At 65.4% G+C, this 14420-nt stretch carries 14 protein-coding genes and 1 tRNA gene; 9 read left to right on the top strand and 6 right to left on the bottom strand.

The window, feature by feature from the left end; translation table 11 throughout:
• Nucleotides 1-222 precede the first annotated feature (222 nt).
• The 3 genes from EAX62_RS09660 (at nucleotide 223) to EAX62_RS09650 (ending at nucleotide 3579) form a co-directional block, all read left to right on the top strand.
• Nucleotides 223-1059 (top strand): GAF and ANTAR domain-containing protein, encoded by an 837-nt coding sequence (locus tag EAX62_RS09660; RefSeq protein WP_121901458.1) that lies wholly within the window; start codon nucleotides 223-225, stop codon nucleotides 1057-1059.
• A gap of 463 nt (nucleotides 1060-1522) precedes the next feature.
• Nucleotides 1523-2311: a bacteriorhodopsin-like gene (locus EAX62_RS09655; protein ID WP_121901457.1), complete on the top strand. Its 789-nt coding sequence runs from the start codon at nucleotides 1523-1525 to the stop codon at nucleotides 2309-2311.
• A 179-nt stretch (nucleotides 2312-2490) separates the two neighbouring features.
• Nucleotides 2491-3579, top strand: a complete 1089-nt coding sequence (locus EAX62_RS09650; protein WP_158600616.1) for a Brp/Blh family beta-carotene 15,15'-dioxygenase — start codon at nucleotides 2491-2493, stop codon at nucleotides 3577-3579.
• A 34-nt stretch (nucleotides 3580-3613) separates the two neighbouring features.
• On the opposite strand, the gene EAX62_RS09645 is transcribed toward EAX62_RS09650, so the two are convergent.
• From EAX62_RS09645 to EAX62_RS09635, 3 genes are all read right to left on the bottom strand, one after another.
• On the bottom strand, nucleotides 3614-4081 hold the full coding sequence (locus EAX62_RS09645; protein ID WP_199711226.1) for an excalibur calcium-binding domain-containing protein: 468 nt from the start codon (nucleotides 4079-4081) through the stop codon (nucleotides 3614-3616).
• 189 nt (nucleotides 4082-4270) lie between these two features.
• Nucleotides 4271-4346: transfer RNA gene (locus tag EAX62_RS09640), tRNA-Asn, on the bottom strand.
• Between the two features lie 86 nt (nucleotides 4347-4432).
• Nucleotides 4433-4930, bottom strand: a complete 498-nt coding sequence (locus EAX62_RS09635) for a hypothetical protein (protein WP_147454076.1) — start codon at nucleotides 4928-4930, stop codon at nucleotides 4433-4435.
• Between the two features lie 130 nt (nucleotides 4931-5060).
• Between EAX62_RS09635 and EAX62_RS09630 the strand changes: the two genes are divergently transcribed.
• On the top strand, nucleotides 5061-6476 hold the full coding sequence (locus tag EAX62_RS09630) for a sodium:proton antiporter (RefSeq protein WP_121901454.1): 1416 nt from the start codon (nucleotides 5061-5063) through the stop codon (nucleotides 6474-6476).
• 86 nt (nucleotides 6477-6562) lie between these two features.
• Nucleotides 6563-7399: a sigma-70 family RNA polymerase sigma factor gene (locus EAX62_RS09625; RefSeq protein WP_121901453.1), complete on the top strand. Its 837-nt coding sequence runs from the start codon at nucleotides 6563-6565 to the stop codon at nucleotides 7397-7399.
• Nucleotides 7400-7519: 120 nt separating this feature from the next.
• Here the strand turns inward: EAX62_RS09625 and dnaG are convergent, their stop codons facing one another.
• Nucleotides 7520-9358, bottom strand: coding sequence for a DNA primase (gene dnaG / locus EAX62_RS09620; protein WP_121901452.1), 1839 nt, complete (start codon nucleotides 9356-9358; stop codon nucleotides 7520-7522).
• A 230-nt stretch (nucleotides 9359-9588) separates the two neighbouring features.
• Between dnaG and EAX62_RS09615 the strand changes: the two genes are divergently transcribed.
• Nucleotides 9589-10353 carry an ABC transporter permease gene (locus EAX62_RS09615; protein WP_233557881.1) on the top strand — a complete coding sequence of 255 codons (765 nt, stop codon included), beginning with the start codon at nucleotides 9589-9591 and terminating at the stop codon, nucleotides 10351-10353.
• 4 nt (nucleotides 10354-10357) lie between these two features.
• On the opposite strand, the gene EAX62_RS09610 is transcribed toward EAX62_RS09615, so the two are convergent.
• Nucleotides 10358-11422 (bottom strand): HD domain-containing protein, encoded by a 1065-nt coding sequence (locus EAX62_RS09610; RefSeq protein ID WP_121901786.1) that lies wholly within the window; start codon nucleotides 11420-11422, stop codon nucleotides 10358-10360.
• Nucleotides 11423-11595: 173 nt separating this feature from the next.
• Here EAX62_RS09610 and EAX62_RS09605 point away from each other — a divergent pair, with 173 nt between their 5' ends.
• Nucleotides 11596-11841 carry a hypothetical protein gene (locus tag EAX62_RS09605; RefSeq protein WP_121901451.1) on the top strand — a complete coding sequence of 82 codons (246 nt, stop codon included), beginning with the start codon at nucleotides 11596-11598 and terminating at the stop codon, nucleotides 11839-11841.
• A 190-nt stretch (nucleotides 11842-12031) separates the two neighbouring features.
• Here EAX62_RS09605 and EAX62_RS09600 read toward each other — a convergent pair whose 3' ends face one another.
• Entirely contained in the window at nucleotides 12032-12385 is a 354-nt protein-coding gene (locus EAX62_RS09600; protein WP_121901450.1) for a VOC family protein, read from the bottom strand.
• A 100-nt stretch (nucleotides 12386-12485) separates the two neighbouring features.
• Here EAX62_RS09600 and EAX62_RS09595 point away from each other — a divergent pair, with 100 nt between their 5' ends.
• Together EAX62_RS09595 and EAX62_RS09590 are read left to right on the top strand one after the other, a co-directional pair.
• Complete coding sequence (locus EAX62_RS09595) at nucleotides 12486-13019, top strand: hypothetical protein (protein ID WP_121901449.1); 534 nt, start codon at nucleotides 12486-12488, stop codon at nucleotides 13017-13019.
• A 114-nt stretch (nucleotides 13020-13133) separates the two neighbouring features.
• Complete coding sequence (locus EAX62_RS09590) at nucleotides 13134-14420, top strand: citrate synthase (RefSeq protein WP_121901448.1); 1287 nt, start codon at nucleotides 13134-13136, stop codon at nucleotides 14418-14420.

The following is a 14420-nucleotide window of genomic DNA, read 5'->3' as shown; positions in this document are numbered from 1 at the left end:
ACGGGCGTCTGGCTCAACTGCCAGTGGACGAACCGGGAAACCTGCACGGGCGTGGTGTGACCGACGTGTGGGGGTTCGAGGCCGATGCCCCTGGGGTGCGGCGGCGGACGGCCGGACCCTTCCCGAACTTGCTGATGCTCTCAGTGCCTGAATTCTACCCCTTCGCTACACTCAATCAGCGGTGGGATCACGTACCCGCCGCAGTGCAGACGGAGATCGACCATGACTCATCCGACGCCCGAGAACGTGTTACCCCGGATTCCTGGGACTTCCGATGAGGGCAGCAGCGACGAGGCTGATCTGCACGCGAGCCTTGCTGATCTGGCTGGTCTGGTCATGGGTGCGCAGGGTCTCCACGACGTCCTCGCATCGGTGGCCACGTACGCCGTCCACGCCATTCCCGGGGCTGATGGATCCGGAGTGACGCTGCTCCGAGTGGATTCTTCACGGCATCGCGTGGAGGCCCTGGCCGCCAGTCATCCGTTCGTCGCCGAGATCGACGAGATCCAGTACGTCACGCTCAACGAGGGGCCCTGCATCTCCGCGGCGCTCGAAGGCCGCACCTTCCGGTCCGGATCCCTGGGTGGAGAAAAGCAGTGGCCCCGTTTCGGACCCCGCGTCGGGAGGCTCGGCGTGCACAGCGCGCTGTCGCTGCCGCTGCTGGTGCCTGGAAAGGTGGTCGGTGCCATCAGCGTCTATGCCCGCGACAAGGATGCCTTCGACGACCGCGCAACGCATCTCGGTGAGCAGTTCGCGGCACCCGCTGCCGTGTCACTGCACAACGCCCAGGTCCTCGCACGCGCCCAGGCGCTGACACTCCAGCTGGAGACTGCGCTGTCCTCACGCCCCATCATCGATCAGGCCATTGGCCTGCTGCGGGGCCGCTCCGGCATCAGCACCGACGAGGCATTCGCCCGGCTTCGAGAAATCAGCCAGTCGGAAAACACGAGAATGGCAGTCGTGGCCGAGCGACTCGTGGACGAAGCGGCCCGCGGTGCCCGCGCCCGGCGGGCCGAAGGCCACGTTGCACCCAACGGTTCCGGGGCAGCCAAGCCCTGAATCATGTTCACCACAGGCGGCGAAGAGCCTGCACCGCGACACTGACGGCGGCCATGATGCGGCGGACGAACTCGACCTCTCGCTGACCCTTGGCTCAGCGCTCCGCGGACCCGTCCTCGACGTCGATCATCCCTCCAGTCTGGTCGACGGCGATCCCCGCGAAGTCCAGGCCCTTGAGATGGCTCCAGGAATGTCCACACCCGCTGCGGGACATCCGGCCCCCCGACTACAGCGCCGGGACGCCGGTCAGCTCGTCGTTCGCGCCCGCTCCTTGTGACCGCCGGGGAGCGAGGACGTGGCGCTTGTGCGGAGGTGTATCGTCTGCAATAAGTATTTCCATCATCGAAGTACCTGTTGGTACCGTCCGCACCAAGACAATCTCAGGAGGTGACCGAAAAACAGTTCATGACGATGAAACCTGCTGTATTCAGTCCATCTATCCATTGTTGGAAAGGCTTGTGAAATGGTTGATTTGCCCGACATTTCGTCGACCACTTTTTCTGTGATCGAGAATGCGTTCTCTCTGGTTTTTGCCTCGTTCCTTGGTGCTGCGGTCTTCTTCCTTGTCTCTCGTCGTGACGTGGCGCGGGCATACCGCACCTCGGTCACCGTGTGTGGCGTCGTGGTGGTGATCGCCGCCTATCACTACTTCCGCATCTTCGAGTCCTTCAAGAGTGCCTACGGGGTCGCTGGGGGTGTTGCCACACCTTCAGGCGAGATCTTCAACGAGGCCTACCGCTACATGGACTGGATCATCACAGTTCCCCTGCTGGTCGTCGAACTGATCCTGGTGATGGGCCTGGTCTCCGCGAGGCGACGTAGCCTGCTCTACCGACTGGTTCCCGCGGCCTTCGCGATGATCGCCCTGGGGTATCCCGGTGAGTTGTCAACAGATGTGGCCACCCAGTGGCTGTGGTGGGGCCTGGCGATGATCCCCTTCGTCTACATCCTGTTCGTCCTCTTTGGCGAGGTGAGCAAGGTCATCCAGGACCAGCCCATCGAGGTCCAGCCGCTGTTCCGGGTGGTCCGGGTGGCCTTGGTGGCGACGTGGATGTTCTACCCGATCGCCTACCTCTTCCCGATCCTGCTGGGCAACACCGGTCTGGCGTTGGCGTTGGAGAACATCGGCTATGCCGTCGCGGACCTCACGGCCAAGGCGGGGTACGGGTTGGTGATCTTCCTGATCGCCAAGCGCAAGTCTGAACTCGAGCGACTCGTCCCGAGCGCACAACCTGTTGTTGCTACGTCGTAGGCAGAACAGTGGCGTCCTGCGACCCGAGTAGGGCAGCAGGGCGCCACTCAATGTTTGCCGAATACTGCACAGCGGCACGTGTATCCCGGACGAGAATCCAATGGAGCGGGCAATACTTCTCACTCCCCGAGAACACTGCGTCTGCAGCACGTCAACGTCGTCACTGCAAAGGGAGATCCATGGCTGCGGCACGAGCGGTGACAGACATGAGCCACACCTTCGATATGGGATCATTTCGACGACGTGTGTTCACGCCGGTCAGCATCGCCTTCGTGGTGTTGGCCATGTTCTTCTCGACCACACCGGACCTACCAGCGTGGGTGGTGATCGCCCCGTTCGCGGTGAGTGTCCTCGTTCTGGGGTTGCCTCATGGTGCCCTTGATCACCTCGTGCCAGCACGATTGGCGGGTCGGCGTCCCACCGTGGCGTCGATCGCCACGGTCGCCATCGTCTACCTTGTCCTTGCTGTAGTTGTCCTCCTGATGTGGAGGGTCGCCCCTGCCACCGCGTTCGTGGGATTCATTGCTCTCACCTGGTTCCACTGGGGTCAGGGTGATCTCTGGATTGATCTCGCGGAGGCTCACCGGGGTCGGCTGCAACCACGCCTGCTGCGCGCCGGCACGGTCCTTGTCCGTGGCGGGCTGCCAATGCTCGTGCCGCTCCTGTTCCACCCCGACACATACGAGCGGGTGCGCCTGGGCACCATCGCGCTGTTCGGACAGCAGTCCTTTTCGTCGACCTTCATGGGACTCGATGCAACTGGTCGCGGCGTCGTTGGAATCGTGTACGCCCTGGTGGTGCTCGCCACAGCACTGGCGACGTGGCGCACCTCGCGGACCCACGTCGAGCGGGGTGCGTGGGCTCATGATCAGATGGAGACCGTCGTCCTGGCGCTGTTCTTCGCCCTCGGGCCCCCCGTTCTCACCGTCGGTCTCTATTTCTGTTTGTGGCATTCGCTTCGCCACATCGTGCGCCTGGAGCTTCTCGACCCGCGGGGTGCTCACTTTCTGCGCCACGGCCAGTTGGTGAAAGTGGCGGGCCGGTTCGCCATGGATGCAGCCCCCATCACGACTATCGCAGTCCTCTTCCTCGGCGCCATCTACTGCGCGATTCCCCCTCAGGGCGGTGATCCAGAAACGGTCCTGGCCCCCTACCTAGTGCTCATCTCGGCACTGACGGTCCCCCATGTGGCCGTCGTTTCGTACATGGACTTCCGGCAAGGAGTGTGGAGCCGGGCGTCAGGCCCGGGGTCCGCGATGGCGCTCTGAGCGAGGGGTGGGCGTCACCGCGTCCGGGAACCCACTACTCGCAGGCGACCCCGTCGTCGTCCCTGTCGAGCCCGGCCCTGTAGCCCGGGTCCCCTCGATGGAGAGGGGCCACTCCCGCCGAACGGGCGGCAGTGCAGTTCTTGTAGTACGCATCGGTCTTCGGCTGCGCTTGTGGTGTGGGCTGAGCCGCGACCTGCGCAGGCGGCAACGCCGCAGCAGTCACAGTCACCAGTGCTGTCACAACGGGAGCACTCACCGTGGTAATCGCCGTCGCAGTCTTTGTCGCTGTGGTGGTAACGGTGAGAGTCGCTGTCGCTGTCGTTGTGGCGGTGGCCGTCACGGGCGCCGGCGTCATTGTGACGGTTGACACCACCGGCGGCGGCGCAGCCTCGCTGGGTTCACCGCCGAGTCCCACTCCTGCAGTCAACCCCACCAGGGCGGCAGCAGCACCGACCGCTGCCTTGCTTCTCCACCAACTGCTCTTCGCGTTGTCAGTCGACATGGCCCCCGCCTTTGTTCATGCACATGGGCGTCATCGTCGCATGAGGTCCCGCATCGCCTGTCCGCGGGGTCGCGATGGGTGTGAGCAGGTCATGGCGAGCCTTCCGCATCGAGAACTTTCCAGCGCTTTCGCATGACATGAAAAACCGCCCTGACAGGCGTTTATACCTGATCAGAGCGGCTCACACACTGGCTCCCCCGGGAGGACTCGAACCTCCAACCCTTCGATTAACAGTCGAATGCTCTGCCAATTGAGCTACAGGGGAACGGTGATCTTGACGACCACGCGAGGTGAAACGCTACCAGATGGGTCGTGGACAAGTCCAAACGTCACCACCCCGAGAACGCCGGCTCACACGCCGTACTCCGCCTTCAATCGGTCGGTCTCCGCCACCACCAGCGCCGCCACGGGTGCGTCCGAAAGGTCGGCCCCGCCGCCGGCCACCGCGTACCACCGGATCTCGTCACTGCCGTCGAGCTTGCGCCGGCCAATGAGTTGAACACGACCCCGCGCAAGGTCATGGCTCACGGTCACCACCGTGGAGGCCTGCACGCGCTCCTGGAACAGTTCGGGGAGGCGCCCCACATCGTCGAGGCGGACGGGGAAGTCCTCGCCCGTCGTGGTCTTCCACGAAAACGTCAAGGACTCTGCGCGCCATGAGCCCGTGGTGACCTCCTCCCAGCCGAAGATGCGCCATTCACCGAGCAGGCGGAGCGCCAAGAGTTCCCGTGTGGCCAGCAGGCTGGCGTCGGGACCGGACCCGTGGGCGATGACGTCGACACCCCTGCCCGTATGGGATGCGAGTTCCCTCACGAGTGACTTGTCAGGACGTGTAGCAAAGAAGGCCATGGCCCCATTGTTGCCCACCCGCCCGCACCAGAGGAGCGAGCGGAAGCAGGAGGTGAACCGGTGTGGACGTCCCGCTCGCACGATTGCCCCGTCACCGATACCTTTTGACTGCGGAAGCCGAGGAGGCCCCATGGAACCGACACTCGCCTGGTACAGCGTGCTGCCCTTCGCGGCCATGCTCGTGGCCATTGCTGTGCTGCCCTTGATCCAGTCGACGCACCACTGGTGGGAACGAAACCAGAACAAGTTGCTGGTGGCCCTCGTGCTCGGCGTTCCCGTGGCCGCCTGGATGCTTGCCCTGTTCGGCCCCCTGCCGGTGGCCGAAGCCCTGGTGGAGTACTTCCAGTTCATCATCTTGCTGGGTGCCCTGTTCGTGATCTCCGGAGGCATCCACCTTGCGGGCGACCTGCCTGCCAGGCCACGGATCAATGGCGCCTTCCTGGGGATCGGCGCAATCCTGGCCTCCTTCATCGGGACAACAGGTGCAGCGATGCTACTGATCCGCCCACTCCTGAAAACCAACTCCGAGCGCAGCCACAAGGCCCACACCGTGGTGTTCTTCATTTTCACCGTCGCCAATGCCGGCGGGCTCCTGACACCGCTGGGCGACCCTCCACTTTTCCTCGGATTCCTGCGCGGTGTGCCCTTCACCTGGACCTTCCACCTCTTTCCCCAGTGGTTGTTCGTCAATGCATTCCTCGTGGCCACCTACATGGCCCTGGACAAGGTGATGTACCAGCGTGAGGACCCCGGCGACGTGGAGTGGGACCGAAATCACGTCGTCCCCCTGCAGGTGCTGGGGAAGATGAACTTCGTCTACCTCGTGGTGGTGGTGTTGGCCGTGGCGTTGGCGCCGTCCATCAACATGGAGGCGATCGAGCACGGCGGCGCCGCGTGGTGGCAGTGGGTCCCGTGGCGGGAGATGGTGATGGTCGGAGCGCTGATGATGTCGCTGAAGCGTGGGGAACGGCGCGTGCGGTACCACTTGAATGAGTTCTCATGGACGCCCATCCTGGAAGTGGCCGCCCTGTTCATCGGCATCTTCCTGGCCATGATCCCGGCACTCAAGGTCCTGGCGCAGGTCGCGCCCAAGCTGCCGCTGAACGACGTCACGTTCTTCGTCTTCACGGGCGGGCTGTCAGCCGTCCTCGACAACGCCCCCACCTACGCCACCTTCTTCGAGATGGGACAGGCACTGCAGGCCGGCTCTTCGGCAGACGGTCTGGTGGCCGGCGTCCAGGCGTCCCACCTGGTGGCCGTCAGCCTCGGTGCCGTGTTCTGTGGCGCCCTCACCTACATCGGTAACGGCCCCAACTTCATGGTGAAGTCGGTGGCGGAGCAGGACGGGGTCCAGATGCCCAGCTTCGGCGGGTACGTGCTGTGGGCCCTGACGTGGCTCGCACCCATCCTTGTGACCATGGCGTTCCTGTTCATCGCCGGGCAGTGGTGGGCCAAGGTCATCGGCGGGGTGCTCACCCTGGTCCTCGTGGTGCGAATCTGGGCCGTGGCCAACAACAAGTCCCACACCACACCGCCCATCCGCTGACCCGGTGTTGTCCGGGACACCGGAGGTGTTGTTCGCAGGCGTGCCTGCGGTGACGGTGGCGGCGTGCCGGTGGCAGGTTGACAGGCATGGGCATCACATCCGCGATCTTCCTGCCCCCGGTGGCCACCGCCGCGGCTGAGAACAATCTGGCGCGCTGCATCGAAGCGGGCGTCTATGCCGAACACCTGCTCGCCATCGGCAGCCCGCATTCCCCGGACGACCTCAGACGGCTTGCAGAGCATGGGAAAAGGGCATGGGAGATCCTGTGGCTGTCCAACCTGCGGCTCGTGGCCAAACTGTCGCACGCTGCGGCGAGACGTCACCGATTACCGCTGGATGACCTGTTCCAGGACGGCTGTCTCGGACTCGCGGAGGCGCTCACCCGCTACGACTTCACCCTGGGATGGCGTTTCAGCACCTTGGCGCACGAGTACGTCGACCGATCCCTGAAGGCAAGCGCCGCCCGTCGGGCCGGGGCTCTGGAGGGTCCCGGACGCCGTCATCGGCTGCGGATCCTGCTCAAGGAGGAGGCGGGCCGTGTCACCGCCTCCGAGCACCGGGAGGCGCCCGTGCGGGAAGTGGCCCGGATTGTTGGCGTCAGCATGTCCGCCGCGGCAGGGGCGTGCGCCGTGACCACCACCCTCGACGAGGTCGGTCCACACCAACTCATGAGCGACGGCGGCTACGAAGCCGTCGACGTCACCGGGGTGGACTTCCTTGCCCTGCTTGCGGACGCGGGGGAACTACTCAGACTCCGCTACGGCATCGGTGTCCGATGTCACACACAGGCCGAGATCGGGGAGAGATGGGGTGTTTCCGCCTCCACTGTCGCCCGCATGGAACGCCGGGCTCTGGCGAGGGCGCGGTCACTACTGGAGATGGATCAGTGCAGGCTGCCGGGAACCGGGTGTGCCGGGAACTGAGGAGTCTGGGTTCTCGGGAGATCCTTCGAGACGACCGGCTCGTCCCTCGTTGCGCCACTCAGGTGGCGGTGTGGGGTGCCCGGCGGCTTCCCCACGGATCCACTCAGCAAAAGTGCTGGCTCACTCCCCCGCGCTGGCCGCGAGGAGCCGTTTGCGCTCCATCTCGAGAGCCGTCAGTTCCGCGAACTGGCTCCGGTGACCGGCGGGGTCCTTGACGGGATCGGTGCGCTGCAGCTTGGACTTGCAATGGGAGATCCGGCTCACCGTGCGGGCCAGCTGCAGCCTGCTGGAATGTGCCATCGAGTACAACTCGTCGGGTTCCCGCAGGAGAGGCTCCACCAACAGTGACACGATCAGTTGGGTGAGGAGCTCCGAGGGTGCCGCGGCACGGAGCTCATCGGCCCAGCCCTCCACCAAGGGGGTGTTGAGTATCAGCGAAAACACTGCCTGGTAGCCGGGGTGGGTGAAGTCGTCCACGGTGATGCCATTCCAGCCCGCGTCGAACGTCAGCGGGTACTGCAGCAGCAGCTTGCACGTGTCCCGTTCCAGACGCAGGGCCGGATCGGTGGGGTTGGGCCACGACGGATCAACCTTCGCCGGGGGCGGGGCATCCTTCTGCGGTTCGTGGGGGCCGTTGGACCCACCACGCCTCTGCTTGCGCGACACTTCCCGGCGGACGTCTTCGATGTCCATGCCCAGCATGCCTGACAGTTCCCTCAGGTACTGGCTCACCAGCGATGAGTCGCGGATGGCGCTGATGAGGTCCGACGACTCCCGCAGGGCGGCGAGTCGGCCGTCCGCGCGGTCGAGGTCATAACCCTTGATCACGTTCTCCATCACGAACCGGTACAGCGGCACACGGCGGCCCACGAGTTCACGGACGGCCGCGTCGCCCTGTTCCAGGCGCAGGTCGCACGGGTCCATGCCCGTGGGCTCGACGGCCACGTACGTCTGGGCGATGAAGTTCTGGTCCCCCTTGAACACCTTCAGTGCGGCGTTCTGGCCGGCCTGGTCGCCGTCGAAGGTGAAGATGACCTCACCGTGCAGCCCGTCCGTGGTGCCCATGAGGCGCTGCAGTAACCGGGCGTGGTCGTCACCGAAAGCGGTACCGCAGCTGGCCACGGCGGTGTCCACCCCGGCCAGGTGGGCAGCCATGACGTCGGTGTAACCCTCCACCACCACCGCCTGTGACCGCTTCCCGATGGCCTGACGGGACAGGTCGAGGCCGTAGAGGACCTGCGACTTCTTGTACACCGGCGTTTCAGGGGTGTTGATGTACTTGGCCGGGAGCCTGTCGTCGTCGTGGATGCGGCGGGCGCCGAAACCCAGCACGCTCTGCGCCGAGTCGCGGATGGGCCACAGCAGACGGCCGACGAAGAAGTCGCGCCCCCCGTCGCGGACCAGTCCCGCGGCCTTGAGGGTGGTGTCGTCGAAGCCCTGCGATTGCAGGCTCTGCCGCAGGATGCGTCCATGGCGGGGAGCGTAGCCGAGGCCGAAATGCAGAGCCACGGCACGGTCGAAGCCGCGGCGGTCCAGGAAGAGCCGGGCCTCGATGGCCTCCGGGGACCCGAGCTGGGAGGAGTAGAAAGTCTCAGCGGCGGCATTGGCCTCCAGGATGCGCTTGCGAAGCCCCGGGGGCTGGCCGGTGCCATCGTCGGTGATGCGCAACTGGATACCGACCCGGTCCGCGAGCGCCTGCACTGCCTCGGTGAACGCCAGGTTCTGGTGCTTCTGCAGGAACGTGATGACGTCGCCGCCCTCACCACATCCGAAGCAGTAGAAGAAGCCGCGCGACGGTGTGACCGTGAAGCTGGGGGTTTTCTCGTCGTGGAAAGGACACAGACCCTTCAGCGACCCGCCGCCCGCGTTGCGCAGGGCCACGAAGTCGCCCACCACGTCGTCGATGCGGATCCGGTCGCGGACCGCAGCAATGTCCTCGTCGTTAATCCGTCCCGCCATGGCCGCAGTCTAGTCCCGCCCGCCGACGGGTTGCGCCGCTCCATGACTGCGCCTCTACGGGTGTACTTGGAGCCCGCCTGCCCATCAGTGATGACCGTGACGATGACACCACTCTCCACCAGGAACGTTGCAACGCGATGCTTCGCTGATGAGAACCATCTGAGGTTCGGTGCGCAACGGGGGACCTCCTTCGGCGGGGCATCGGCCCTAGGCTGGGCGCATGGTGCCTCATGAGTGTTGAACCGGGCTGGTCGCTGCTAGTGGCCCTGGTGTTGTTGACGGCACTGGGCACGGGGGCGCTGCTGCTGGGGCGGGTCAGGCTGGCGTCGCAGGTTCCCTGGGCTGGCATCCGCGCGGCTGTCCAACTCCTGCTGATCTCCTACGTGGTGGGCTGGGCGGTCTCCAGCCCGGCATGGGCGTTCGCTCTCGTGGGTGTCATGTTCATCGTCGGCGTGGTCACGACCTCACGTCGGGTGGGTCTGGATTCCCCCAGGTCGTTCGCGGCGGCGGCCCTCTCCATGGCGGCCGGTGCTGTCCCCGTTCTGGTCATCATCTTCGGCAGCGGGGCTGCCCCGCTGAACGGCGCCGCCATCATTCCACTGGCGGGCATCCTCGTCGGCAACGTGATGACCGCGCACACACTGTTCGCCCGACACGCTCTCGCGGATCTGGGAAGCCAGTTCGACCTGTACGAAGCACGCCTGGCGTTGGGCTTCCACCGACAGGTGGCCATTCGGGAGGTGGTGCGCGATGCCGTGCCCGAGGCGCTGATTCCCGCGCTCGACCAGACCCGGACCGCTGGACTGGTGACCCTACCGGGCGCCTACATCGGCGTGCTACTGGGTGGCGGGTCGCCCCTGCAGGCGGGGGCCGCCCAGGTACTCGTCCTCGTGGGCGTCCTGGCAGGCCAGCCGTTGACCGCACTGGTGGCGCGAGAACTCATGAGTCTTGGCTGGTTGTTGCCCCGGAGGGTGGAGAGTCAGCTGCACTCCTGATCCCTCAGGCGTTGCGTCCAATCCCAGCCGGCAACCGGGCAGGGTCCCAGCCCAGCAGACGTTGCGCCTGCTCGAAGGCGAACCTGTCCGTCATACCTCCGACGTAGGTCACCACTCCGCGCACCGCTTCTGGTGTGCGGTACTCCGGAGGCATTGCGCCGGGGTTCTCCAGGTAGTACTCCACCAAGCCTGTCAGCACCCTGACCACGGCCCTGCTCTGGTCCGTGGACTCCGGGCGGGTGTAGATGCGTTCGTAGTTGAAGCGCCGCAGCTCCGCCAGCGCCTCAGCCTCCCGCTTGTCCATGCCCACCACCCCGGTGTCCATGGTGGTGGCGATGACAGCGTTGAGGAACGTGGCGAGTTGTTGGCGACGGGACGTGCCCGCCACGTCGCGCACCACCTCGGGGAGGTCGTCGGCCACCACGATGCCGGCGTGGATGGCGTCCTCGAGATCATGCGCACAGTAAGCGATCCTGTCAGCCCACGACACCAGTTCCCCCTCCAGAGTGAACGGCGCTGGGCGGGACCACGAGTGGTTACGAATCCCGTCCAGGGTTTCCCGGCACAGGTTGAGATCAGCCAGCACCACGTCGGCGCCCCATGGACCGTGGTCGTAGCCCTCGGTGATGAACTGGTCGAACGCGTCCTCGGAGGCGTGGCCGCCAGGCCCGTGACCGCAGTCGTGGCCGAGGGCCATCGCATCCGCGAGAACCACGTTGGCGCCAATTCCCCGGGCCATGGCGACGGCGCACTGCGCCACCTCGATGGCGTGGGTGAGGCGCGTGCGCTGGTGGTCGGTGGGGTACACCACCACCTGGGTCTTGCCCGCGAGCCGGCGAAAGGCGGTCGAGTGGACGATCCGGTCGCGGTCGCGTTCGAAGCACGTTCTCAGCTCGTCGGGCTCCTCCTCGAGCGCGCGGTCGCCCGCACCCGAGCTGAAGCTGGCGGCCGGGTTGAGCAGCAGTCGTTCGGCTTCCTCCCGGTACTCGCGAGCGCGGGCTTCTGCGGGTTCGACGATGGCTCGCGACGTCGCGTGGGCTGTCACGACGTCGTCGCCGTGCCCGTGCATCGTGTGGGCCCACAGCTTGGTTCGGGGTAGAAGTGCGTCATCCATCTCGTCGGCCAACCTATCCCAGCGGTGCACTTCCGCAACCGGGTCGCCCACCGTTGCACCCACGGCACTGGACCGTGCTCTGGGTACCATCGTGGGACTCGAGTGATTCTCAACGTCAGGAGAAGACCGTGAGCACGGAGCAACCCGGCCAACGTGCGGATCGACCGCCACGAGGACCACGCGACAAGAAGGCCCAGGGTTCGTACCTGGTGATCGGCATCGTGTTCGTGGTTGTGGCCATCAGCATGTCGTTCGGGGATTCCAGTGCCTGGGTGGTGTTCCTCATCCTGGGAATCACTTTCCTGGCGATGTCAGGCACCAAGCAGTACGGACGAAAGCCCCGGCCGGGCGACGCGCCCGAGGACGCCCCCTGATCCTGCCCACGCTCCCTGAGGCGGCCCACGTCCGCTGCCCCATCCCGCGACCCAACCCCCGTGCACGCTCAGAGATCGGTCACCACAGGGGTTGCGGCAACGGCCACCAGCGGCAACGTCTGGTTGCTCCGTCGTCGTGCCGCCTCCACGTGCCACATCTCTACCGGTCTCGGTGCCCCGGCGCGACGATTCAGTGCGGATGGCCGACGATGTTGATGACGTTGCCGTCCGGCGCCCGGACGAAGAAGCGGTGGACACCCCACTCCTCGGTCCGCAGCGGCACCACGATCTCGTAGCCCATCTCCTGTGCCTCCCGGTACGCCGCCTCGACGTCCGGGGTGTGGATGGAAATGACAGGGTCCTCCGGCGCGGTGGCGTCCCGGGTGACCAACTGGACCAACGCCTCGCCGTCGGGTGACGTGAATCGCGCCACCCACCCCAGGTTGAACTCCTCAGTGCTCAAGCCGAGGAAATCGGTGTAGAACCCCTTCGCCACTTCGATGTCGTCCACCGAAAGGTCGGCCATGATTCGTGTACTGCGCATGGTTGATGCTCCTGACTGCACGTGAGGGACACCTGAAAAACTACCCCGAATTCCCCTCCACGCACCGAGTTGGGGTGCGCCAATCTGTAGCCTCTGAGCAATGAAGGAACCCGAACCCGCCGACGACGCCGCGGTGACCAAGCGGGCGAGGCGCAGGGAGCAGTATTTGAGCCTCGGGCTGGGTGAACTCGCTGCCGCGGCAGTGTTCGGATTCGTTGCGTCATTTCTGGTCACGCCCCGATTCACCGACCGCGCAGCGACGGTGGCCCTGTGGTGGGCGCTGACACCACTGATCGCCATCCTTGTCCAGGGTGGGTGTTACTGGCTCCTGGCGCGAGAATGGGTGGGTGACTCGCCGATGCCACGCACCACTGCCACCGTCTACAGCGTTCTCCGGGTCGTCAACGTCGCTCTGCTGGCCGCCGGGCTCGCAGGCGTCCTGTGGTGGTGGCCCGCCGACAACGCGACGGCACTGCTGGTTTTTGCCGTGTGGTTCGTGGGAGTCGTCGAGTACGTCAACTACTTCCAGAAGCGGCTGTCCTACCCGATGCATAGGTGGTTCGCGACCGTTGGGCAGTGGCGGACACCACAACTCGTGCGGGACCTGCGCTCAGCGCGACCAGGCCACTCCTGATTCGGCACCCAGTGGTGCTGACAAGGGGCAATGCCTTGTTCCTCACCCCCGGGAGCCGGTCCATCCAGGCGGGGTCTACGGTGACAGGAGCCGCAGACGACCACGGAGGACCACATGGCCGAGACCGCAATCCTGCAGGTGGATGGACGCAGCGTCGAGTTGCCCATCATCACCGGAACGGCCGGGGAACGGGCCATCGACATCTCGTCGCTCCGCTCCTCGACGGGGCTCATCACCCTGGACGACGGCTACGGCAACACCGGATCGTGTGCGTCGGCCATCACTTTCATCGACGGCGAGAAGGGCATCCTCCGGTACAGGGGCGTCCCCATCGAGGACCTGGCTGCCAGATCCTCGTTCATCGAGACCGCAGAACTCCTGATTTTCGGTGAGCTGCCGGATCCGGAGGCGCGCGACGAGTTCCGCCAACTCCTGACGGAGAACTCCGCCCTGCACAGGGACATGCGCAAACACTTCGACGGCTTCCCGGCCGACGCCCACCCCATGGCCATCCTCTCCGCCATGATCAACGCGCTGCAGGCCTACGACCTGCCGGAGATCCACATCACCGACGCCAGCGGGTTCCGCCGGGCAGCTGCGGCACTTCTGGCCAAGACCCGGACCATCGCCGCCGCCTCGTACAAGTCGCACATCGGGCAGCCCATCGCGTACCCCCGCTACGACATGCCCTACGCCGAGAACTTTCTGCACATGATGTTCTCAGTGCCCTACAGGGACTACGAACCCACCCCCGAGGTGGCGCACGCCCTCAACATGTTCCTCGTCCTGCACGCCGATCACGAGCAGAACTGCTCCACCTCCACCGTCCGGATGGTGGCATCGGGCGGAGCAAACCTGTTCGCTTCGGTGTCGGCCGGAGTGAATGCCCTGTGGGGTCCCCGACACGGCGGCGCCAACATGGCCGTGGTGGAGATGCTCTCGCGGATCCACCAGGAGAAGATTCCTGTGAGCCGCTACATCGACCAGGCCAAGGACCGCTCCTCGGGGGTACGGCTCATGGGGTTCGGGCACCGGATCTACCGCAGTTTTGACCCACGCGCACAGATTCTCAAGGAGGCGGCCCACAGCCTGCTGGAGTCATTGAACGTCACGGACCCGCTGCTTGACATCGCCCGTCAGGTGGAGGAGGCGGCCCTGGCCGACGACTACTTCCGGGAGCGCCGTCTGTACCCCAACGTCGACTTCTATTCAGGCATCATCCTGCGGGCCATCGGCATCCCCACCGACATGTTCACGGTGATGTTCGCCATCGGCCGGACGCCGGGGTGGATCGCCCACTGGAAGGAAATCCACGACAACGCCGCGCAGCGCATCCACCGGCCCCGGCAGCTCTACGTCGGTGAACCGTTGACGCAATGGCTGCCGCCCGCAGAGCGGTGA

Origin of the sequence: Tessaracoccus antarcticus, from assembly GCF_003688855.1 — a bacterium.
Taxonomy (GTDB): Bacteria; Actinomycetota; Actinomycetes; order Propionibacteriales; family Propionibacteriaceae; genus Arachnia; species Arachnia antarctica.
Note: the sequence above shows the minus strand (reverse complement) of the source record. Positions and strands in the feature narration are given on the sequence as shown.

Bases quoted from the DNA above. Each gene is read 5' to 3' on its own strand.
- EAX62_RS09660 (WP_121901458.1), top strand. From the start codon at position 223: ATGACTCATCCGACGCCCGAGAACGTGTTACCCCGGATTCCTGGGACT.
- EAX62_RS09655 (WP_121901457.1), top strand. From the start codon at position 1,523: ATGGTTGATTTGCCCGACATTTCGTCGACCACTTTTTCTGTGATCGAG.
- EAX62_RS09650 (WP_158600616.1), top strand. From the start codon at position 2,491: ATGGCTGCGGCACGAGCGGTGACAGACATGAGCCACACCTTCGATATG.
- EAX62_RS09645 (WP_199711226.1), bottom strand. From the start codon at position 4,081: ATGTCGACTGACAACGCGAAGAGCAGTTGGTGGAGAAGCAAGGCAGCG.
- EAX62_RS09635 (WP_147454076.1), bottom strand. From the start codon at position 4,930: ATGGCCTTCTTTGCTACACGTCCTGACAAGTCACTCGTGAGGGAACTC.
- EAX62_RS09630 (WP_121901454.1), top strand. From the start codon at position 5,061: ATGGAACCGACACTCGCCTGGTACAGCGTGCTGCCCTTCGCGGCCATG.
- EAX62_RS09625 (WP_121901453.1), top strand. From the start codon at position 6,563: ATGGGCATCACATCCGCGATCTTCCTGCCCCCGGTGGCCACCGCCGCG.
- dnaG (WP_121901452.1), bottom strand. From the start codon at position 9,358: ATGGCGGGACGGATTAACGACGAGGACATTGCTGCGGTCCGCGACCGG.
- EAX62_RS09615 (WP_233557881.1), top strand. From the start codon at position 9,589: ATGAGTGTTGAACCGGGCTGGTCGCTGCTAGTGGCCCTGGTGTTGTTG.
- EAX62_RS09610 (WP_121901786.1), bottom strand. From the start codon at position 11,422: ATGCACGGGCACGGCGACGACGTCGTGACAGCCCACGCGACGTCGCGA.
- EAX62_RS09600 (WP_121901450.1), bottom strand. From the start codon at position 12,385: ATGCGCAGTACACGAATCATGGCCGACCTTTCGGTGGACGACATCGAA.
- EAX62_RS09595 (WP_121901449.1), top strand. From the start codon at position 12,486: ATGAAGGAACCCGAACCCGCCGACGACGCCGCGGTGACCAAGCGGGCG.
- EAX62_RS09590 (WP_121901448.1), top strand. From the start codon at position 13,134: ATGGCCGAGACCGCAATCCTGCAGGTGGATGGACGCAGCGTCGAGTTG.